Source organism: Qaidamihabitans albus (assembly GCF_016464705.1).
In the GTDB taxonomy this organism is placed as follows: domain Bacteria; phylum Actinomycetota; class Actinomycetes; order Mycobacteriales; family Pseudonocardiaceae; genus Qaidamihabitans; species Qaidamihabitans albus.
This window is the reverse complement of sequence record NZ_JAEHOB010000014.1, coordinates 97,938-119,275: the sequence shown is the minus strand read 5'-3', so window position 1 is coordinate 119,275 and position 21,338 is coordinate 97,938. Positions and strand designations below refer to the sequence as shown.

Genomic DNA, 21,338 nt, shown 5'->3' with positions numbered 1-21,338 from the left:
CAGCCGTAAATCGCGGGCACGATACGTTGAGACCACTTCGGACGGACGGGTAGCGGACCTAACGTCTCGGGCATGGCGACCATCGACGTTCCTGCCGAGATGCTGCCCGCCGACCTGAGGGCGAGCCTCGGGCACGCGGCACGCACACCGCGGCTGCTGGTTGGCTGCGACTACGACGGCACACTCGCGGAACTGGTACCCGACCCGGAATCGGCGACACCGGTGGCGGAGTCGGTTCGCGCGCTGCGGGCGCTGGCCGGTATGCACGAGACCAGTGCGGCCGTGATCTCCGGCCGTGCGCTGCGAGATCTCGCCACGCTGTCGCGACTGCCGGCCGAGGTGATTCTCGTCGGTAGCCACGGTTCCGAGTTCGACGTCGGCTTCGTCCGGCAGCTCGACGGCGAGGCGGTGGCGCTGAAGCGGCGCCTGCACCGGGACGTGCACGAGTTGACCAACGGTGCCGAGGGTGTGCTGATCGAGGAGAAGCCGTCCGGGATGGCGGTGCACGTGCGCAACGCGGCCCCGACGGTGGCGGAGCGGATCCTGCGACAGGCGAGAGAAACGGCGGCCCGGCATCCGGGCGTGCAGGCCGTCGAGGGCAAGGAGGTCATCGATCTGTCGGTTGTCCCGACGGACAAGGGCGACGCGCTGACCGCACTGCGCCAGCGGGCCGGCGCGACCGCGACGGTCTTCATCGGCGACAGTGTCACCGACGAGCGGGCCTTCGAGCGGCTCACCGGCGCGGACGTGACGATCAAGGTGGGTGCCGGGCCGACGAGCGCGCACTACCGCGTGACCGACCCGGCGCAGGCGAGCGTGGTGCTCGCCTTCCTCGCCGAGCAGCGCCGGAGCTGGCTGTTCGGCGAGCAGGCGCCGCCCATCGAGCGGCTGTCGATGTTGGGCAACGGCCGTGCCGTCGCGCTGGTGACCCCGGACAGCCGGATCACGTGGATGTGCCAGCCCGAGCCGGACTCGGCCGCGCTGTTCGCGCACCTGCTCGGCGGTGACGGCGCCGGCCACTTCTCGGTGAACCCGCTGGCCCGGGGGCTCCCCTTGGGCCAGCGTTACCTGCCGGGCACGATGACGGTCGAGACCCGGTGGGCGGGCCTGACAGTCACGGACTACCTCGACCACACCGCCGACGCCGAGCGGACCGACCTGGTTCGCGTGCTCGACGGTGACGTGCCCGCCGTCGTCGAGTTCGCACCCCGCCCCGAATTCGGGCAGGTTCCCGTGCGCCTGCGCCAGGAAGCGGGTGGCCTGCGGATCACCGGCCTCTCGGACCCGATCGTGCTGTACGCGCCCGGGGTCGAGTGGCGGGTCGGTTCGGACGGCACCCACGATGTCGCCACCGCGACCGTGCACCCGTCGGTGGACCGGCCGGTTGTGCTGGAACTGCGCTGCGGCGTGGACGACCTCTCGGCGGAGTCGGTGCCGGAACCGGTGCGCCGCGCCGCCTCCGGTGAGCACTGGTCCGCGTGGCTCGGCGGGCTGCGGCTGCCGGCGCTGGAGCGCGAACTCGTCGCCCGTTCGGCGTTGACACTGCGAGCCCTCTGTCACTCCGGTACCGGGGCGATCATCGCGGCGGCAACGACATCGCTGCCCGAGGAGATCGGTGGCGTCCGGAACTGGGACTACCGGTACTGCTGGATCCGCGACGCCGCGCTGACCGCGAAGGCGCTGGTGTCGCTGGGATCGCACGGGGAGGCTGAGGCGTTCCTCGGCTGGCTGCGGGGCGTGGTGGCGGCGACCGCCGGCCCGGAGCGGCTGCACCCGCTCTACGCCGTGTCCGGCGCGCCCCTCGGGCCGGAAGCGGTGCTCGACGGTCTGCCCGGTTACGCCGGTTCGCGCCCGGTACGGGTCGGCAACCTGGCCAACCAGCAGGTGCAGCTCGACGTTTTCGGACCGGTGGTCGACCTGGTCGCCGACCTCGCGGCGCGGAAGGGCTCGGTCGGTAAGGAGGAGTGGGCACTGGTGCGGGCGATGGTCGACGCTGTGGCCCGGCGGTGGCACGAACCGGACCACGGCCTGTGGGAGGAGCGCTCGCGCACCCGCCACCACGTGTACTCGAAGGTGATGTGCTGGCTCGCGGTGGACCGGGCGCTGTGGCTGGCCGGGACCTTTCATGTCGAGGCCGACCCGACATGGCCGTCGCTGCGGGCGGAGATCGCCGGCGACGTGCTCACCCGGGGGTGGAGCGAGCGGCGAGGCTCGTACACCGCGGCCTACGATGGCGTCGATCTGGACGCCGCGACCCTGCACATCGGACTGTCCGGCCTGCTCGATCCCGGAAGCGAGCGGTTCCGGTCCACCGTGGCGGCCACCGAGGCGTCGCTGCGCCGCGGACCCACGGTCTTCCGGTACCTGCGCGACGACGGTCTGCCCGGCGAGGAGGGCGGGTTCCACCTGTGCACCGCGTGGCTGATCGAGAGCTACCTGCTGACCGGGCGCCGGACCGACGCCGAAGAACTGTTCAAGCTCCTTGCCGACACCGCGGGTCCGACCGGGCTGCTGCCGGAGGAGTACGACCCGCTGGCCGAGCGGTCGCTGGGTAACCACCCGCAGGCGTACTCGCACCTGGGCCTGATCCGTTGCGCCCAACTGCTTTCCGAGAGCTCGTGAAGGCCGGACGATGGACCCGGGACCGATGACGGCGACTCGTCGGACCGCCGTACGAAATCCGGCAGCCGGGGGGCCGGTGGCGGCGTTCAGTGCCGGTGAGCGGGGAACTCGCGGGCAGGAGCGGGAGACTCGCGGGCATGAGCGCGGGACTCGCGGTGCCGACCTCAGCGACCGTTCGAGCGGGTACTGAGCTGCCACATCCGCCAGGCGCGATGGGGCTGCTCCCGTGGCCGGGTGCCGGCGGTCGGCAGTCTCAGCCGCACCCGCGCGCCGCCGAGCGAACTGCTCTCCACATGGATGCTGCCGCCGAGCCGCTCCACGCGCCGTCGCGTGATGTCCAGGCCGAGCCCGGTGGACCCGCGCCCGCTGGAGCCGCGCCGGAGGGCGAAGTCCGGGTCGACGATGCCGGGTCCTCCGTCGTCGACGACGAGCGTGATCCAGCCGGCGTGCTCGACGACGAACACCGCCAGCGGCGTGCCGGCCGCGGTGTGCCGGAACACGTTGACCAGCAGGTTGTCCACGATGCCACGGACGTCCTTCTCGGTGAGCCCAACCGGGGTGGGCCGCGCGGTCAGCTCGACCTCGCAGTGCCGCTGCTGGTTCTCGGCCAGCGCGGTCCAGAACGACATCCTGGAGCGAACCACCTCGGCGAGATCCGGCGTGGCCCGGTCCGTGGGCTCCGCGCTGTCCGAGCTTCTGATCACGGAGTCCACCTCGGACTCCAGCGCGCTGATCGATCGCCGGATGCGCTCGCCGTTGGGCTCGTCCCCGAGCGCCTCGGCGTCGAGGCGCAGCGCGGTCAGTGGCGTCCGGAGCCGGTGGGACAGGTCGGCGACCAGCTTGCGTTCGTCGGTGCGCAGGCGAGACCAGTGAGCCGCGATGCCGGCCAGGGCGTCGCGCAGGCGCACCAGCTCGGGTGGGGTCTCGCGCGGGACGCCGGGCACCGGCCGCCCGGAACCGAGCGACTCCGCCGACTCGCCGAGCGTGCCGGCGGTCTCCGCCAGCTTCCTGGCCCGTGCCATGACGATCAGCATGGACGCCGCCGCGGCGAGAACACCCGCGCCCGCAAGCACGAGCAACCGTGTTCCAGCCGCCTCGCCGAACCAGGGGTCGGCCGTGCGGACCTCGACGACAGCGGTCCGGCCGGAGTCCAGCGACACGGGAACCAGGAGGAACCGGCCTGCGTCGGTGTCCACGGTGCGCCGGACCCCGGATCGGGCGGTGTCCCGGACCTGCTCGACCGGCGCCCTTGCCGTACCGACCTTCCGCCCGCCGGGCGGAAGGTGGACGCCGGCGCCTCCCCGCCTCCCGGCCGGAATCCGCGCCAGTGCCCTGCGGAGGGCTTCCTCGTTCGGGTCGATCAGTACGACGGCGACGAGGGCTGCCACCTCGATCTGGGCTTCCGCCCGCTGCCGAGCCCTGGTCTCGGCACCGTCGACGACCACGTACGCGGTGAGAACGCCGACCAGGGTCACCGAGCAGCAGACAAGGAGGAGCCGGGCGATCGACGCGATCACGAGGGTTCGGTCAGCTTGAACCCGACGCCGCGCACGGTGTGCACGTAGCGAGGGGCCGTGGCCGACTCGCCCAGCTTGCGGCGCAGCCAGGAGACATGTACGTCGATGCTTTGGTTGCTGCCACCGTCGATGTCCCTCCAGACCTGGTCGACGATGGCTTGCCGGGTCACCACGCGGCCGGCGTTCTCGCCGAGGAAGGTGAGCAGGTCGAACTCCTTGCGCGTCAGGTCGAGCTCCCGCCCTTCGAGCAACGCGATCCGGGAGTCCGGTGCGATGTGCAGCCCACCGACCTCGATGTCCTGCCTGCGCGGCGCGGTCGTGGGGGACACCCGCCGCAGCAGGGCCAGCATCCTGGCCAGTAGTTGCTCGCCGGAGAACGGCTTGATGACGTAGTCGTCCGCGCCGTCGTTCAGCAGCCGCACGACCGAGTCCTCCTCGCGGCGAACGCTGGCGATGATGACCGGGACGTCACTCACCCCGCGGATCATGCGCAGCGCGGCCGAACCGTCGAGGTCGGGCAGTCCGAGGTCGAGGACGATGAGATCCGGCTGGGTCGAGGCGGCCTCCCGCAGCGCGTCGGCGGCCGTGCCAACGGCACGCGCCCGGTAGCCGCGCGCGGAAAGTGTTCGCACCAGCGCCGCCTGCACGGCCTCATCGTCCTCGACCAGCAGCACCGAGTGTCCCGGGAACCCGGGTGGATGCTCGCCGGAAGCGTCAGTGGTCATCGCCTGCCTTCTCACCGGATGCTCGTCGCGCCGCGCGGCCAACCGCGTGCGCGGCCGCTGTCAGCCTCACCGGTCCCCCTGGCAGATCGCGGACCGGCCCGACGCGTGGCGGCCATCGCGAAACCACTGGTCACGGGAACTCGGCGGCCGGCGGGTGCGGGAACGGTACGGGTACGGCGCCCGCGCGCTTACGACGCCGCGAGCGCGCTGTCCGACGTCGGCCGGTGACGGGCGAGCGTACGTCGGCGGCGCCTCGGCTGGTAGGGGCTCATCGGTGGCCTGCTGTGAACAATCGAGGCGGTTAAGTGGAACGGTCTCGGCTGTTAAGGCTCCCTTAGGGTGTTGCCCCCTATCTTTCCTGTCACCGCTCGAACGACGCGGCTGCCCGCAGAATTCGCCTTCATCAAAGGAGAGGAGGTTCGCGTGGCGGGAATCGCACTGACTCAGCTCGACAAGCGATACGGCGACGGCACTCATGCCGTCGAGGGCCTGGACCTGGAGATCTCGGACGGAGAGTTCCTGGTACTGGTCGGACCATCTGGTTGTGGCAAGACGACCGCACTGCGGATGATCGCCGGGCTGGAGGAGATCAGCTCAGGCAAGGTCGAGATCGGCGGCACGGTCGTCAACGACCTGCCGGCGCGGGACCGGGACGTCGCCATGGTCTTCCAGTCCTACGCGCTGTACCCGCATCTGAACGTCTACGACAACATCTCGTTCGGACTCACCCTGCGCAAGCTCGACAAGGGCGAGATCGACCGGCGGGTGCGGGAGGTCGCTCGCGTGCTCGACCTGCACGAGCATCTCGAGCGCAAGCCGAAGAACCTTTCCGGTGGCCAGCGGCAGCGGGTCGCCATGGGGCGGGCGATCGTCAGGGAGCCGCAGGCCTTCCTGATGGACGAACCACTGTCCAATCTGGATGCCAAACTGCGCATGCAGATGCGCGCGGAGATCGCCAGGATCCAGCGTGATCTCAACGTCACGACCGTCTACGTCACCCACGACCAGACCGAGGCGATGACCCTCGGAGACCGGGTCGCGGTGATGAAGCGCGGCGTGCTGCAACAGGTGGGGCCGCCGCAGGAACTCTACGACCGGCCGGTCAACCTTTTCGTCGCGGGTTTCATCGGCTCGCCGGGGATGAACCTGGTCAGCGCGACCTTGCGCTCGACGGAGTACGGCCAGTACTCGGTCGAGGTCGGCGACCAGCGGCTCGTGTTGCCGGACGGCCTCCTCGCGCGGCGTCCGGCACTGGCCGCCTATGACGGCAGGGAAATCGTGCTCGGCATCCGCCCCGAGGACATGGAGGACGCGGCACTCGACGGGGCGGTCGAGGGCGCCGTGCTGGGTTCTTCGGCCGACCTGGTCGAGGCGATGGGCTCCGACGTCATGGTCCACTTTCCGGTCGAGGCGCGACCGGTGGTTACCGACGACACGGTGGAACTCGCCCGCGACGCCGGCGAGCCGGTTGGCTCGCGCGGCGTCGGGTCAACCGTGCTGGTGGGCAGGTTCAGCCCGCGTACACGCATTTTCGAGGGACAGCAGATCGAGGTACGCGTGGATACCGCACGCTTGCAGTTCTTCGATCACCAAACCGGTACAGCGATCTGGAATCGATGAGGATGTCAGAGATGAGAATGCGGAAGGTTTCCCGGCTGTTAGTGGCCGTTCTCGCCGTCACGGGGGTCGCCGCATGTGGTTCTGCCGGTGGCGGCGACGACGCGGCGGACCTCGGTGGACAGAAACTGGAAGTGGCCGGGTACTGGTCGGGTGAGGAGCAGAAGGCCTTCGAGGAGGTGCTGGCCCAGTTCGAGGACGAGACCGGCGCGAGCGTGAACTACACGTCGGCGGGGGACGACCTGCCGACGGTGCTGCAGACCCGCATCGACGGTTCCACGCCACCGAATGTCGCGCTGCTGCCACAACCGGGACTGGTACAGCAGTTCGCCCGCGCGGGTGCGTTGCAACCGCTGCCGGAAGCCACCCGGAACACTGTCGAGCAGGACTATCCCGAGCTGTGGCGGGAACTGGGCACCGTAGACGGTGAGATGTACGGGGTGTACTTCAAGGCCGCCAACAAGTCGACCTTCTGGTACAACACGGGACTGTTCGACGAGGCCGGCGTAAGCCCGCCCTCGACGGGCGAGGAGCTCGCCGGTGTCATGAAGACACTGGCGGACAACGGGATCGCACCGCTGTCGGTGGGTGGTGCCGACGGTTGGGTGCTCACCGACTGGTTCGAGAACATCTACCTGCAGACCGCGGGACCCGAGATGTACGACAAGCTGAGCCGGCACGAGATCCCGTGGACCCACCCTTCGGTGCGGGAAGCGCTCGAGAAGATGCGCGAGTTGCTGGCGAAGGACCGGCTCGCCGGCGGCACCGGCGGAACGTTGCAGACCGACTTCCCGACCTCGGTGAACAACGTGTTCGGTGACGACCCTTCGGCGGCGATGGTGTACGAGGGAGATTTCGTCGGTGGCGTCATCACCTCGAGCACCGCTTCCGTCCTCGGCGAGGACGCCCAGCTGTTCCCGTTCCCGGTGCTCGAGGGTGGCCAGCGCAGTGCCGTGGTCGGAGGCGACGCGGCCGTCGCCTTCACCGGTGACGCGGCGACGAAGGAACTGATGCAGTTCCTCGCCTCCCCGCGGGCGGCCGAGATCTGGGCGGAGCGTGGCGGGTTCCTCTCGCCGAACGAGCAGGTGAACCTGGAGAGCTACCCGGACGAGCTGAGCCGGTCCATCGCCCAGCAGTTGCGGGAGGCCGGGGGGAACGTGCGGTTCGACATGTCGGACCTCGTTCCCACCTCCTTCGGCGCGACCGTGGGTGCGGGCATGTGGCAGGACCTGCAGGACTTCCTCGGTAGCGGGGATGTCCGCAAGGCCACGGCCGATCTGGAAACGCACGCGGCCGAAGCTTTCGAGAAGTAGCGGGAGCCGTTCATGGCAAGCAAGGACGTGGGTTCCGTCGAGGTGCTAGAACTCGGCGGAACCGCACGGAAGAGGCGCAGGCGATCCGGCATCCAGGGCAGCGGGGGCCGGCGCGCGGCACTGTTTCTCTGGCCGTGCGCGATACTCCTGGTCCTCTACATCGTCTATCCGATCGCGTTCTCGCTGGGACGGAGCCTCTTCGACGCCTCCGGTGAGGAATTCCTCGGGTTGGGCAACTACATCGAGGCGTTCTCCGACGAGCGCACCCTGGTGGCGTTCCGGAACAACCTGGTCTGGCTGCTGGTGGCGCCGACGCTGGTCACGGCACTCGGGCTGCTGTTCGCGGTGCTGACCGAACGAGTCAGCTGGGCGACCGCGTTCCGGTTCGTGCTGTTCATGCCGATGGCGATCTCGCTGTTCGCCTCGGGCGTGATCTTCCGCCTCGTGTACGACGAGGATCCCGACCTCGGGGTCGCCAACGCCGCGGTCGTGACGGCGCACGACATGTTCGCCTCGTCCGCGGAGTTCCCCGGCGCGGAGCCCAGGGACGAAGCAGGGATGGCGGCCACCGGTGATGGCGGTTACCGCAGCGCCGAACTCGTCCGGCCAGGTGAGGTCGTCGCCATCCCCATGGTGGGCCTGCGGGACAGCGAGATGCCCGAGCACGCGCAGCAGGCGACCATTCTCGAACCCACCGTGGGCGAGCTGCGTGGCTACCTGTGGCGCGACGTCGGTTCGTCGGGGCAGGACGGTGCCGTCGGCGCGAGCGAGGCCGGCCTGCCCGGTGTCACCGTGCACGCCGTCCGGGACGGGCAGGTGGTGGCTTCCACGACGACGGCCGATGACGGCACATTCGTCTTTCCCGGTCTCGCCGATGGCGGCTACACCATCCGGTTGCCCGCCGAGAACTTCGCCGAACCGTTCCGCGGTCTGACGTGGCTCGGTCCCGGACTGGTCACACCGGTGATCATCTCGGCCTGGATCTGGATCATGACCGGGTTCGCCATGACGTTCATCGCCGCCGGCCTCTCGGCCATTCCCAGGGAAGCGCTCGAAGCGGCACGGGTGGACGGGGCGACCGAGGGGCAGGTGTTCCGGCGAGTCACGGTGCCGCTGCTGTCACCGGTGCTTCTCGTGGTCTTCGTGACACTGGCGATCAACGTGCTCAAGGTGTTCGAGCTCGTGTACGTGGTGGCGCCGGGATCGTCGCAGGCGGAGGCGAACGTGCTCGCACTCCAGATGTGGCAGGTGTCCTTCGGCGCGGGCGGGGACCAGGGCATGGGCAGTGCCCTCGTCGTCATTCTCCTGCTGCTGGTGGTACCCGCGATGCTGTTCAACATCCGTCGATTCCGAAAGGCGCGATCCGGATGACACTCGTAGCCGATCCCGTCCCCGAACGGGCCACACGCGACACCGGAACCGGTGGCCCGCCGCCGCGCGGCATCGTCTCCCGGGTCGCAGGCTGGCTCGGATCACGGCTGCTGCGCGGTGCGCTGGTGGTCATCGCGTTGTTCTGGTTGATGCCCGTGCTCGGTCTGCTCGTGGCGTCACTGCGCAGCGAGACCAGCAACCGTGCCGACGGGTGGTGGACGATCTTCACCGCTCCGGCCCAGCTGACGCTGGACAACTACCGGGACATCGTCAGCAATGACACGATACTGGACTCGTTGTGGAACACGGTGCTGATCTCGGTGCCGGCGACCGTGCTGGTCGTGGTGATCTCGGCCGCAGCAGCCTACGCGCTGGCCTGGATCGACTTCCGCGGCAGGGACTGGGTGATGGTCACCGTGGTGAGCATGCTCGTGATGCCCATCCAGGTCGCGTTGATCCCGATCGCGCGGCTTTACGGCGCGCTGGACATGTTCGGCTCGATAGCCGGCGTCGTACTGTTCCACGTGGCGCTGGGGCTGCCGTTCGGGGTGTTCCTACTGCGGAACTTCTTCGTGGGCATACCGCGGGACCTGATCGAGGCGGCCAGAATGGACGGTGCCAGAGAGTGGCTCATCTTCCGCAGGGTGGTCGTTCCGGTCGGCCTGCCCGCGATCGCGTCGTTGACGATCTTCCAGTTCCTCTGGGTCTGGAACGATCTACTCGTCGCGCTCGTTTTCGCCGATCCGGAGTCGCAGCCGATCACGGTGGCGTTGCAGTCGCAGCTGCGCCAGTTCGGCTCGAACATCGACCTGCTCGCTACCGGCTCGTTCCTGTCGATGCTCGTTCCGCTGGCGGTTTTCTTCGCCTTCCAGCGGTACTTCGTGCAGGGAGTGCTCGCCGGCTCGACCAAGTGATCCGGCAACGTCCTTCGGTGACCATCCACATTGGAATGGGGTAGCATGTACGCCTCTCCGGATCTGGGTGCGCTGATCCGGAACTTCCGCCAGCGAGCCCGGCTCACCCAGCGGGAGGCCGCGATGCTCGCCGGGTTGAGTGTGGCGGCGTTGCGCGACGTCGAGCAGGGAAGGGTGAGTAGTCCGCGCGCCAGCACGTTGCGGAAGCTGGCCGCCGCGTTGCGGCTGTCCCACGAGGAGGCCGTTGAACTGTCCAGGACCGCCTGGTACGGCGGCGCTTACGGCAGCGGAGTGCGGGTGGACGTTCTCGGGCCGCTGCGGGTTGTCGTGAAACGCACCCAGCTGGACCTCGGCTCACAGATCCAGCGCGTCCTGCTGGCGTCACTGGCACTGACGCCGAACGTCGCGGTGAGCCGGCAGAGCCTCGCCGAGATCGCGGGGCGGGTGCGATCGACATCGCCGGACTCGGTGCAGTCTCGGATCTCCCGCCTGCGCCGGCTGTTGCGACCGGATTCCCCGCGCTCCGGGCAGCTGCTGCGCGCCGTGCCGGGCGGCTACCAGCTGACGGTGACCGACGAGCAGGTCGACCTGCTGAGTTTCCGGGCCCTCCTCGCCCGTGCTCGGCGCGAGCGCGCGGCAGGGGAGCTGGTGGAGGCGGCGGGGTCGTTCGCGCACGCCGTGCGGCTGTGGCGGGGCGACCCGGTGGCGGACCTGCCACAGCTGCGTTCGCACCCGGTGGTGGCGTCATTGACCCGCCAGTGGCAGGCCGCGGCGGTGGAGTATGCGACGGTGGCCGCCGAACTCGGCAGGCACGAGGCCGTGCTGCCGGTGCTGGGGCAGGTGACGGAGGCCGACCCGCTGCACGAGGCGGCACACGCCGCGCTGATGGTCGCACTCGCCGGATGCGGACGCAGGGCGGCGGCCATCGAGGTGTTCGACACGCTGCGGAGACGCCTGGCGGAGGAACTCGGTGCCGATCCTGGGCCGGAGCTCGAACGGGCGCGAGTGCAGGTGCTTGCCCAAGGGCCGGCGCCGCTGGAGCACGAGCCGGTGCCGGTCTTGCGCAGGCTGCCTCCGGATGTCGGCCAGTTCGTCGGCAGGGACACCGAGCTGGCCGCCCTGCGCGGGGCAGTCGCCGCGGCCGTGGGTGCGACGGCGGTGCCGGTGCACGTGCTCCAGGGTATGGCCGGCGTTGGCAAGACCAGGCTGGCCGTGCACATGGCACACCGGCTGGTCGCCGCCGGGCACTACGCCGACCATCAGTTGTACGTGGACCTGCGGGGGCGTCGTGGCCGCACCCCCGCCGACCCGGCGACGGTGCTGGCCGCGTTCCTCAGGGTGCTGGGTGTGCCCGCTGACCGGATGCCGGAGGATCTCGGTGAGCGCGCGGCGCTGTACCGGGACCGGCTGGCAGGCAAACGGGCGCTGGTGTTGCTGGACGACGCGGCCGACGAGGCGCAGATCGCGCCGCTGTTACCGGCTGGTCCGGCCAGCCTGGTCCTGGTCACCAGCAGGCGCACTCTCGCCGTCGACGGCAGCCAGAGCCTCCTCCTGGACGTCCTTTCGCCTTCCGCCGCCGCGGAGCTGTTGTCCGGGATGGCCGGCGAGGCCGGTGCGCGGGCGGATCCCGATGCAGTCCGGTGGCTGGCCGACCTGTGCGGCCGGCTGCCGCTGGCCATCGAGCTGGCCGCCCGCCGTGTGCGCAGCCGCTCGGTGGGCGGTGTCCGGAAACTGGCCGAGCTGATGGCAGCCGGCGAGGACCGGCTGGGTGAGCTCGCCGGCGGCAGCGACGGGCTCCGGGAGGTATTCGCGCTGTCGTACCGCGTACTGGAACCGGCTCAGCGGCGGCTGTTCCGGTTGCTGGCGCTGCATCCCTCGGCGAGCTTCAGCGCGGGCGACGCGGCCGCGCTGGCCGACCTGCCGGTCGAGCACGTGCGGTCGCTGCTCGACCGGCTCGTCGACGAGCATCTGATCACGATCCTCGACGGCGACAGCTACGGTATGCACACACTGCTCGCCGATTACGCCCGGTACCGGCTGGACACCGAGGAGCCGGAGGCCGCGCAGCGGGCGGCCACCATCCGGCTGCTGGATCGCACCCTGGACAGGGGAGGCTTGCGGTAGCCCAGCCGGTGCCTGCGGCACGGTCCGGATCAGCTGGTCGACCGAGAGGTACTTGCGGCAGGTCACGTACTCGGTAGCCCGTCGGGTGGAAGATCGCGTTGGTGACCGCCGCCGCACGTGGCAGTCGGACCGGCCCGTTGCCAGGAACCGGCCGGCTCGGCCGTCCAGATGCGCGCCCACGTCGAATTGGCCGCCCCTGCGCCGACGACGGGCGTGCCGCGCGAGTCGTTCGGACGCGACGACGAGAAGGCCGGCGATTTCTGGTTGAGCCGAACAAAGACATGAGCGTCCGCGGTGGGCAGGCTCCTCGTCCAAGGATCTCGTTGGAGCTGGAGGCGTCATGAAATCGGTGCTGACCATCGCCACGGCCGGCGCGCTCGCTCTGACTCTCGCCGCGTGCGGAGGCTCCGGGGGCGGGACGGCGGGGGAGGACCTCGTCGACGGCGGGACGTTCACGATGGTGCTCGGCGGCGATCCGGGCAACCTCGATCCGCACTTCAGCACACTCGCGGTCACCATGCAGGTCAACCGGTTCCTCTACAACTCGCTGGTCACGGTCGACGTCGACGGCGAGCTGGCGTCCGGGCTCGCCGAGGAGTGGGAGGCGAGTACGACCGAGGCGACCTTCACCCTGCGTGAGGGTGTCACGTGTGCCGACGGCAGCCCCCTGACGGCCGGCGTGGTGGCCGACAACATCAACTTCGTCGGGAATCCCGAGAACGGGTCCGCCGTCGCCGGGCTCTACGTGCCACCGGGAGCGAGCGCCACCGCCGATGACGCCGCCCGGACGGTGACGGTGGAGAGCCCGGCGCCGGATGCTTTCCTCGCTCGCAACATCGGCAGCCTGCCGATCGTGTGCCGGCCCGGCCTCGACGACCGCGGCCTGCTCGAACGCGGCGGCGCGGGCACGGGCATGTTCACGCTGACCGAGGCCGTCCAGGGCGACCACTACACGCTGGACCGGCGCGAGGACTACACGTGGGGTCCGGGTGACTGGCAGCAGGACCAGCCCGGACTGCCCGACACCGTGGTGTTGCGGATCGTGCCCAACGAGACGACGGCGACGAACCTGCTCAGCTCCGGCGAGGTCAACGCGGGGTCGGTGGTCGGACCTGACCGCAGGCGGCTGGAGGCACAGGGACTGCTCCAACGGGACCTCCTCGCCGTGCTGGGCGAGCTGTGGTTCAACCAGAAGGCCGGGATGCCCACCGAGCCGGAACCGGTCCGGCGCGCCCTGGCGCAGGCACTCGATCTCGGAGAGCTGCGCAACGTCATCACCGGGGGGATGGCCGAACCGGCTTCCGGCCTCGTCGCCACCGGGTCGGGACCGTGTGAAACGGCGGCGCCTCGCCTGCCCGAGCACGACAGGCAGGCGGCGGCCGCCGCGCTCGACGAGGCGGGCTGGGTGGCTGGCCCGGACGGCATCCGCGTCAGGGACGGCGAGCGGCTGTCGATGACGTTCCACTACCCGAGCAAGCTCGGCGCTCCCATGCAGTCGGCCGCCGAGCTCGTGCAACGCTCCTGGCGGGCCGTCGGCGTGGACGTGGAGTTGCGGGGCGGCACCGATGCCCAGGTCGAGCAGGTCGTCGCTGCGGGGCAGGGCACGTGGCACGCCGCGTTCCTCCCCCTGAACGTGACCCTGCCGACCCAGCTCGTGCCGTTCCTGTCCGGGCCGACCCCGCCCAACGGCAACAACTTCGCCAGCATCGACAACGCCGAGTACATCACGGCCGTCGGGCAGGCCTCGCAGGCCACCGGCACGGACGGCTGCGACAGCTGGGCGGAGGCGGAGCGTGCCGTGATCGACCACGTCGACGTGATCCCGTTCGCCAACACCAACCGGCCGATGTTCGGCAACGGTGCGACGTTCGTGCTGAGCGACGGCGACGTGCTGCCCAGCTCGATCCGGATGCTCGGCTGACCGGGGTGGCGGCATGACGGCCCTGCTCAGCGGAGCCCGGACCCTCCGCGGACTCGCCGGCAACACCTGGCTGCACTTCGCGGCTCGCAGGCTGGTGCGGCTCCTGATCTCCGTATGGGTGCTGGTCACCGCCGCGTTCCTGATGATCCACCTGATCCCGGGCGACCCGGTACGGGCAGCGCTGGGCCTCACCGCGTCGCCGGAGCTGGTGGCCGAGCGCCGCGCGGCGCTCGGCCACGACGAACCGCTGTGGCTGCAGTACGTCCACTACCTCGGCGGTCTGTTCTCCGGCGACGCCGGCACCTCGGTGACCTCGGGACTGCCCGTGTCGCGGGTGATCGGTGACCGGCTGCCGGCCACGGTGGAGCTCGCCGGTTTCGCTTTCGTGGTCGCGGTGGTCGCGGTGGTCGTGGCGGTCCCGCTCGGCGTCGCGATGGCCGTGCTCACCCGGGGCGGCCGGCGCCGCAGGACCGAGCTGAGCTTCACCTCCACCAGCGTGGTGCTCGGCGCGGTGCCCGAGTTCCTGCTCGCCGTCGGCCTGGTTTACGTCTTCGGTGTCCGGCTCGGCTGGGTGCCGGTGGCCGGCCGCTCCGGCCTCGTCTCCTACGCCCTGCCCGTGCTCGCGCTCGCGGCGGGACCGGCCGCGGTGCTGGCGCGGCTGCTGCGGGTGGAGACGCTGGCGGTCCTGCATGCCGACTACATCCGGACCGCGCGGGCCAAACGGCTGCCCGGCCGGATCGTCTACCTCAGACACGCGTTGCCGAACGCCGTGACGGCCACGATCACGGTCGGTGGTCTCCTGCTCGGCGCGATGGTGGCAGGCACCGTGCTGGTGGAGAACGTCTTCGCCTGGCCGGGGCTGGGCACCACCATCGTGGAGTCGATCCTCGCCAAGGACTACCCGCTGGTGCAGGGCATCGTCCTCGTCTACGGCACCGGGGTCCTGCTGGTCAACCTGGCGGTGGACATCGCACTCGCCCTCCTCGACCCCCGCTCGACGATCAAGGAGAGCTGAGCGAATGCCCTCACCCGGAAAGTCGAAATGGGCCGGTGTGCTGCGCACGCCGGTGGGGGTGAGCGCGGCTACGCTGCTGGCCGCTGTCCTGCTGCTGGCCGTTGTCGCGCCGCTGCTGTGGTCGGACGAGGCCGCTGCCGTCGACACCGGACAGATCCTGCGCGGCCCTTCGGCCGAGCACTGGATGGGCACCGACGGCCTCGGCCGGGACGTCTTCCACCGCGTGCTCGTCGCCACCGGGCTCTCCGTCGGCCTCGCACTGCTCGCCACCGCGATCGGAGTGCTCACCGGCCTGCTGCTCGGTGCCGCGCCGATACTGCTGGGCGCCAGGGCAGGGCGGGTAGTGAGCGCGATGGTCAACATCGCGGTGGCCTTTCCCGGCCTGCTGCTGGCTCTGTTCTTCGCCGTGGTCTTCGGTGTCGGCGCGAGCGGTGCGGTGCTCGCGATCGGGTTCGCCCTCGCGCCCGCCTTCGCCCGGCTCACGCAGACGCTGGTGGCCAAGGTTTCTGGACTGGACTACGTCGCCGCCGCGCGCATCGCCGGGCTCGGCCGGGTCCGCCTGCTTGCCCGGCACGTGCTGCCCAACGTCGCCGAACCGCTGGTGGTCAACGCCACGGTCGCGGCGGGCAGCGCGCTGCTGGCCTTCGCCGGGCTGTCGTTCCTCGGACTCGGCGTGCAGGCTCCCGCATACGACTGGGGACGGCTGCTCGCTGACGGGCTCGCCGGTCTCTACATCCATCCGGCCGCGGCGCTCGCGCCGGGTACGGCCGTCGTGGTGGCCGGCCTGGCGTTCAACCTGTTCGGCGAGGCCATCGCCAAGGGCGTCGGGCTGCGCTCCGCCCCGGTGGTGTTCCGCCGCCGGGACCGGGACGAGCCGGTCGCCCCGGCTCCGGCGGGGGAGGACCGGCGGTCCGTGCTCGCGGTCGAGAACCTGCGGGTCACCTTCCCCGGTGGCACCGCCCCGGTGCGGGGGGTGAGCTTCGCGCTGCGGCGCGGCGAGTCCGTCGGGATCGTCGGGGAGTCCGGTTCCGGCAAGACGCTCACCGCGCTCGCGGTCGCACAGCTCATCGAGGAACCGGGCGAGGTGACCGCCGACCGGCTGGAGTTCCGGGGACAACCGCTGCACGAGCTTCCCGACCGTACGCGGCAGCAGCTGCTCGGCACGTCGTTCGCGATGGTCTTCCAGGACCCGATGACCTCGTTCAACCCGACCCAGCGCATCGGTCGTCAACTGGCCGAGGTTTCCGAACAACACCACGGGCTCGGCCGAAGGCAGGCGCTCGACCGCGCGATCGACCGGCTCCAGGCCGTCCGGGTGCCCGCGGCCGCGCGCCGGGCGAAGCAGTTCCCGCACGAGTTCTCCGGCGGCATGCGGCAGCGGGCAATGATCGGCATGGGCATGATGGGCTCGCCCGCCCTGATCGTGGCCGACGAGCCGACCACGGCACTCGACGTCACCGTGCAGCGGCAGGTGCTGCGGCTTCTGCAGTCCGTGCGTGCGGCCGACGACGTGGCGATCCTGTTGATCAGCCACGACATCACCGTCGTCCGGCGGTTCTGCGAGCGGGTGCTGGTGATGTACGCGGGCCGCATCGTCGAGGACCTGCCCGCCGCCGACCTGCCCGCCCGCGCACGGCATCCCTACACCAGGGCGCTGCTCGCCGCGGTTCCCGACATGAGCACCGAACTGGAGCGCCCGCTCGCCGTGATCCCCGGTCGTCCGGTCGACCCCGCCCGGGTGCCGGTGGGTTGCGCCTTCGCCGCCCGTTGCCCGTTCGCCGACGAGCAGTGCCGCGGGGCCGACCCGCCCCTGGTCGCCGACCGCGAGGGGCGGCGCGTGGCGTGCTGGCACGCGGATGTCACCGGCGGACGTCCCATGATGGCGGAGGAGGTGCGGGTCGGTGAGTGAGCTGCGCTTCGAGGGAGTTTCCGTCCGCTACGGCGGCCACCGGCACGGGCTGACCGCGGTCGACACCGTCGACCTCACCGTGCCCGAGGGCAGGGTCGTCGGGCTGGTCGGCGAGTCCGGGTCCGGCAAGTCCACTCTGGCCCGTGCCGCCGTCGGCCTGATCCCGCTCACCGGGGGCCGCATCCTGCTCGGCGGGCAATCCGTGCGTCGTAGGCGGTCCCGGCCCCCGCTGCAGATGGTGTTCCAGGACCCCTCCTCCTCGCTCGACCCTCGCATGACGATCGGCGACTCGATCGCCGAGGCGGTCCCGCGCGGCCGGCCCGGGCGGCGCGCCGAGGTGATCAGGCTGCTGGAGCTGGTGGGGCTCAGCGGCGACCGGGCGCGCCTCTACCCGGCCCAGCTCTCCGGCGGGCAGTGCCAGCGGGTGGCGCTCGCCAGAGCGCTGGCGGGTGACCCGCGGGTGATCATCGCCGACGAGATCACCTCGGCGCTCGACGTCTCGATCCAGGGCGCCGTGCTCAACCTCGTCCGCGACGTGCAGCGCGAGCTGGGGCTTTCCGTGCTGTTCATCTCGCACGACCTCGCCGTCGTGCGCTATGTCAGCGACTTCATCGCCGTGATGTACCTGGGCCGCATCGTCGAGTACGGGCCCGCCGACCAGGTCCTGGCCCGTCCCCGGCACCCGTACACGCGGGAGCTGCTCGCGGCGGTCTCCGAACCGGTGGACCCCGGCGACCTCGACCCGGCGCTGCGGGCCGTCGCCGACACCGAACCCGCCGACCCGCACCACCCACCACCCGGATGCCGCTACCACCCCCGGTGCCCGATGGGCCCGGCCGTGCTCGACGACCGGGACATCTGCCGGGAGCACGAACCCGTCCCACAGGGACACCCTCACCTCGCCGCCTGCCACTTCGCGGCCGAGCGCTGACCACCGACCGAGGAGGATTCCGATGACCCACCGCCAACGCGCCGAGGACCTGACCGGGTTCGCCGTGCCAGGGCAGCCCGCGCTCTCCCCGGACGGGACGCGCTGCCTCTATGTGCTGCGCACCGCCGACGCGGACGTCGACCGCAACAGGCACGCGATCTGGTGCGCCGGTGCGGGTGCACCGCGGCGGCTGACCAGGGGAGTGGCGGACAGCACGCCCACGTGGTCGCCGGACGGGACCCAGGTCGCCTTCCTCCGTGCTCAGGACGGACCGCCGCAGCTGTGGTCGCTGCCCGTGGACGGTGGGGAGCCGGAGCCGCTGACGTCGTTGTCGCTCGGTGCGGGCGAACCCGTCTGGAGCCCGGATGGCAGCAGGATCGCCTTCGCGGCCCCGGTGGACCTGCTGGGCCCGGCCGGTGGCGACGGGACCGCACCGGTGGTCGCCGACCGGCTGGACTACCGCGCCGACGGCGCCGGGCTGCTGCGCACCATCCGCACCCATCTGCACGTGCTCGACCTCGCCACCGGCACCTGCCGCCAGGTCACCGGTGGCGACTGGCACGCCGGTCCGCCGTCGTGGTCACCGGACTCGGCGAAGCTCGCCTTCTGCGCGGCGACCGCGCCGGACACGGATCTCCGCCTGCGCGCGCCCGTCCACGTCCTCGACGTGACCGACGCGAAGGCGGTGCCGGAGGTCGCCGGGCTGGCCGACGGGTTCGGCGGGCCGGTCACGTGGACGGCGGACGGTACCGCGCTGCTCGTCGCGGGCATGGAGGGCGACCCGGTGGGCCACACCAGGCTGCTGCGGGTGCCGCTCGACGGCGGTCCCGTCACCGACCTCGGTGCCGGCCTGGACCGTAACCTGATGCCAGGGCACCCCGGCTACCCCGGCGGCGTTCCGCGGCTCGCCGAGGACGGCCGCACGGTGCTGTTCTGCTTGCGCGAGCGCGGCTGCACCCACCTCTACGCCGTCCCCGCCGCCGGCGGCATGCCCCGGCCGGTCGTCGAAGGCGCCGGACGCAATGTCACCGGCTTCTCGGTGTCCGGCGACACGGTCGCCGTCGTGCTCAATACGCCCGGCTCCTACGGCGAGATCGTGCGGGTCGACCTGAAGACGGGCGAGGAGACCACGCTCACCGCGCACGGCGAGTACCTCGACGGTGTCGAGCTGTTCCCGCGCGAGGAGCGCGAGTTCACGATCTCGGACGGCACCGTCGTGCACGGCTGGCTCGTCCGCGACCCGGAGGCGGCGAAGCCGGGGCCGCTGCTGCTCGACATCCACGGCGGCCCGCACAACGCGTGGAACGGCGTCGCCGACGAGATCCACCTCTACCACCAGGAACTCGCCGCGCGCGGGTGGACGATCCTGCTGCTCAACCCGCGCGGCAGCGACGGCTACGGCGAGCGCTTCTTCACGGCCGTCGGCGGCGGCTGGGGGGAGGCAGACGCCAGGGACTTCCTCGAACCCGTCGACGAACTCGTCGCGGACGGTATCGCCGACCCGAAACGGCTGGCCGTCACCGGCTACAGCTACGGCGGTTTCATGACCTGCTACCTCACCAGCCGCGACGACCGGTTCGCCGCCGCGGTGACCGGCGGGGCCATCACCGACCTGGTGAGTGCCGCTGGGTCCTCAGTGGATGGTCACTACCTCGGCGAGCTGGAGCTGGGCGGCACACCGTGGGCCGTGCCGGAGCGGTACGCCGCGATGTCCCCGCTGTCCGAGGTGGACTCCGTGCGCACACCGACCCTGATCCTGCACGGTACGGCGGACCTGCTGTGCCCGGTGGGGCAGGCCGAGCAGTGGCACACCAGCCTGCGCGAGCGCGGTGTACCGAGCAGGCTCGTGCTCTACCCGGACGCGTCGCACCTGTTCATCCTGAACGGGCCTCCCGCACAGCGTCTCGACTACAACCGCCGCGTCGCGGACTGGGTCGAGCAGTACGCGGGCGAGACGGCGGGGCCGCGGCGCCCCCGGCTGGACGCCGCGCACTGGCAGCGCAGGCTCACCGAGCTGGCCGCGTGGCACGGCGTCCCCGGCGCCACGTTGGGAATCCTCCGGCTGCGGCCGGGAGCCGAGGACGAGCTGGTCGAGGCCGCCTGCGGTGTGCTCAACGTCGACACCGGGGTGGAGACGACCACCGACTCGGTGTTCCAGATCGGGTCGGTCTCCAAGGTGTGGACGACCACGGTCGTCCTGCAGCTGGTGGACGAGGGCCTGCTCGATCTGGACATGCCGCTGGCCGAGATCCTTCCCGAGCTGCGGCTGTCCGATCCGGACACCACGAAGAAGGTGACCATGCGGCACCTGCTGACCCACACCAGCGGAATCGACGGCGACGTGTTCACCGACACCGGCCGCGGTGACGACTGCCTGGAGAAGTACGTCACCGTGCTGGCCGACGTGGCGCAGAACCACCCGCTCGGCGTCACCTGGTCGTACTGCAACTCCGGGTTCTCCCTCGCGGGCAGGGTGATCGAGAAACTCACCGGTACGACGTGGGACCAGGCGATGCGCGAGCGGCTGTTCGACCGGCTGGGGCTCACGCACACCGGCACGCTGCCCGAGGAGGCACTGCTGCACCGTGCCGCCGTCGGCCACGTCACCGAGGACGGGCAACCGCGGCGCGCACCGGTGTGGACTCTCCAGCGCGCCGCGGGCCCGGCGGGCCTCGTCTGCTCGACCGCCGCGGACGTGCTCGGCTTCGCGCGCATGCATCTCACCGGCGGTCGCGCTCCCGACGGCGGCCACGTGCTCAGCGAGACCTCGGCGGAGGCGATGGCGGGCTTCCAGGTCGAGCTACCGGACAAGTACCTGCTCGGGGACTCGTGGGGACTCGGCTGGTGCCGGTTCGACTGGGACTCCCACCGGCTCATCGGGCACGACGGCAACACCATCGGCCAGTCCGCCTTCCTCCGTCTGCTGCCGGAGCAGGGCCTCGCCGTGACCCTGCTGACCAACGGCGACAGCGCGCACGACCTGTACGAGGATCTGTACCGGGAAATCTTCGCGGAGGTGGCGGGTGTCGCGATGCCTCAGCCGCTGGAGCCTCCGGCAGAGCCCGTCGCAGTGGACCTGAGCACGCACGCCGGGACCTACGAACGGGAGAGCGTGCGCATGGAGGTGCTCACCGAGGGCAAGGACGGCACGCCCGCGTTGCGCACGACCGTCACCGGGCCGCTGGCGGAGCTGGTGCCGGAGGCCACGCAGGAGTACCGGCTGGTGCCCGTCGACGACGATCTGTTCGTCGCCAAGGATCCCGGCATGCGGATGTGGATTCCGCTGACCTTCTACGAGCTGCCGACGGGGGAGCGCTACGTCCACTTCGGTGCCCGTGCCACGCCGAAGGTGGTGTGAG

The 21,338-nt window shown here is 70.9% G+C and carries 13 protein-coding genes; 11 read left to right on the top strand and 2 right to left on the bottom strand.

Going from position 1 to position 21,338, the window contains the following annotated elements; translation table 11 throughout:
• The first annotated feature begins 72 nt into the window (after nucleotides 1-72).
• The gene (gene otsB / locus JAP66_RS24145) at nucleotides 73-2,622 is read left to right on the top strand and encodes a trehalose-phosphatase (protein ID WP_199434129.1); all 2,550 of its coding nucleotides are present in this window, start codon (nucleotides 73-75) and stop codon (nucleotides 2,620-2,622) included.
• Between the two features lie 164 nt (nucleotides 2,623-2,786).
• On the opposite strand, the gene JAP66_RS33030 is transcribed toward otsB, so the two are convergent.
• Both JAP66_RS33030 and JAP66_RS24135 read right to left on the bottom strand, forming a co-directional pair.
• Nucleotides 2,787-4,139: a sensor histidine kinase gene (locus JAP66_RS33030; RefSeq protein WP_199434128.1), complete on the bottom strand. Its 1,353-nt coding sequence runs from the start codon at nucleotides 4,137-4,139 to the stop codon at nucleotides 2,787-2,789.
• Nucleotides 4,136-4,864 (bottom strand): response regulator transcription factor, encoded by a 729-nt coding sequence (locus tag JAP66_RS24135; protein ID WP_199434127.1) that lies wholly within the window; start codon nucleotides 4,862-4,864, stop codon nucleotides 4,136-4,138. Before JAP66_RS24135 ends, JAP66_RS33030 begins: the two co-directional genes overlap by 4 nt.
• A gap of 423 nt (nucleotides 4,865-5,287) precedes the next feature.
• Between JAP66_RS24135 and JAP66_RS24130 the strand changes: the two genes are divergently transcribed.
• The 10 genes from JAP66_RS24130 (at nucleotide 5,288) to JAP66_RS24085 (ending at nucleotide 21,337) form a co-directional block, all read left to right on the top strand.
• Complete coding sequence (locus JAP66_RS24130) at nucleotides 5,288-6,484, top strand: ABC transporter ATP-binding protein (protein ID WP_199434126.1); 1,197 nt, start codon at nucleotides 5,288-5,290, stop codon at nucleotides 6,482-6,484.
• A gap of 11 nt (nucleotides 6,485-6,495) precedes the next feature.
• Nucleotides 6,496-7,794, top strand: coding sequence for an ABC transporter substrate-binding protein (locus JAP66_RS24125; RefSeq protein WP_199434125.1), 1,299 nt, complete (start codon nucleotides 6,496-6,498; stop codon nucleotides 7,792-7,794).
• A 12-nt stretch (nucleotides 7,795-7,806) separates the two neighbouring features.
• Nucleotides 7,807-9,165 (top strand): ABC transporter permease, encoded by a 1,359-nt coding sequence (locus JAP66_RS24120; RefSeq protein ID WP_199434124.1) that lies wholly within the window; start codon nucleotides 7,807-7,809, stop codon nucleotides 9,163-9,165.
• Entirely contained in the window at nucleotides 9,162-10,079 is a 918-nt protein-coding gene (locus JAP66_RS24115; RefSeq protein WP_199434123.1) for a carbohydrate ABC transporter permease, read from the top strand. Before JAP66_RS24120 ends, JAP66_RS24115 begins: the two co-directional genes overlap by 4 nt.
• A gap of 45 nt (nucleotides 10,080-10,124) precedes the next feature.
• Nucleotides 10,125-12,203: a BTAD domain-containing putative transcriptional regulator gene (locus JAP66_RS24110; RefSeq protein ID WP_199434122.1), complete on the top strand. Its 2,079-nt coding sequence runs from the start codon at nucleotides 10,125-10,127 to the stop codon at nucleotides 12,201-12,203.
• Nucleotides 12,204-12,543: 340 nt separating this feature from the next.
• Nucleotides 12,544-14,124: an ABC transporter substrate-binding protein gene (locus JAP66_RS24105; RefSeq protein ID WP_199434121.1), complete on the top strand. Its 1,581-nt coding sequence runs from the start codon at nucleotides 12,544-12,546 to the stop codon at nucleotides 14,122-14,124.
• A 13-nt stretch (nucleotides 14,125-14,137) separates the two neighbouring features.
• Entirely contained in the window at nucleotides 14,138-15,139 is a 1,002-nt protein-coding gene (locus tag JAP66_RS24100) for an ABC transporter permease (RefSeq protein ID WP_199434120.1), read from the top strand.
• A 4-nt stretch (nucleotides 15,140-15,143) separates the two neighbouring features.
• A complete protein-coding gene (locus JAP66_RS24095; RefSeq protein WP_199434119.1) occupies nucleotides 15,144-17,048 on the top strand; it encodes a dipeptide/oligopeptide/nickel ABC transporter permease/ATP-binding protein in 1,905 nt (634 codons plus the stop codon).
• Nucleotides 17,041-17,979: an ABC transporter ATP-binding protein gene (locus tag JAP66_RS24090; RefSeq protein WP_199434118.1), complete on the top strand. Its 939-nt coding sequence runs from the start codon at nucleotides 17,041-17,043 to the stop codon at nucleotides 17,977-17,979. The genes JAP66_RS24095 and JAP66_RS24090 overlap by 8 nt, the downstream gene beginning before the upstream one ends.
• 22 nt (nucleotides 17,980-18,001) lie before the next feature.
• The gene (locus JAP66_RS24085) at nucleotides 18,002-21,337 is read left to right on the top strand and encodes a serine hydrolase (protein WP_199434117.1); all 3,336 of its coding nucleotides are present in this window, start codon (nucleotides 18,002-18,004) and stop codon (nucleotides 21,335-21,337) included.
• The last annotated feature ends 1 nt before the right edge of the window (nucleotide 21,338 follow it).

Excerpts from the sequence above, each read along its gene's own strand:
- otsB (WP_199434129.1), top strand. The coding sequence starts at position 73 with ATGGCGACCATCGACGTTCCTGCCGAGATGCTGCCCGCCGACCTGAGG.
- JAP66_RS24135 (WP_199434127.1), bottom strand. The coding sequence starts at position 4,864 with ATGACCACTGACGCTTCCGGCGAGCATCCACCCGGGTTCCCGGGACAC.
- JAP66_RS24125 (WP_199434125.1), top strand. The coding sequence starts at position 6,496 with ATGAGAATGCGGAAGGTTTCCCGGCTGTTAGTGGCCGTTCTCGCCGTC.
- JAP66_RS24120 (WP_199434124.1), top strand. The coding sequence starts at position 7,807 with ATGGCAAGCAAGGACGTGGGTTCCGTCGAGGTGCTAGAACTCGGCGGA.
- JAP66_RS24115 (WP_199434123.1), top strand. The coding sequence starts at position 9,162 with ATGACACTCGTAGCCGATCCCGTCCCCGAACGGGCCACACGCGACACC.
- JAP66_RS24110 (WP_199434122.1), top strand. The coding sequence starts at position 10,125 with ATGTACGCCTCTCCGGATCTGGGTGCGCTGATCCGGAACTTCCGCCAG.
- JAP66_RS24105 (WP_199434121.1), top strand. The coding sequence starts at position 12,544 with ATGAAATCGGTGCTGACCATCGCCACGGCCGGCGCGCTCGCTCTGACT.
- JAP66_RS24100 (WP_199434120.1), top strand. The coding sequence starts at position 14,138 with ATGACGGCCCTGCTCAGCGGAGCCCGGACCCTCCGCGGACTCGCCGGC.
- JAP66_RS24095 (WP_199434119.1), top strand. The coding sequence starts at position 15,144 with ATGCCCTCACCCGGAAAGTCGAAATGGGCCGGTGTGCTGCGCACGCCG.
- JAP66_RS24085 (WP_199434117.1), top strand. The coding sequence starts at position 18,002 with ATGACCCACCGCCAACGCGCCGAGGACCTGACCGGGTTCGCCGTGCCA.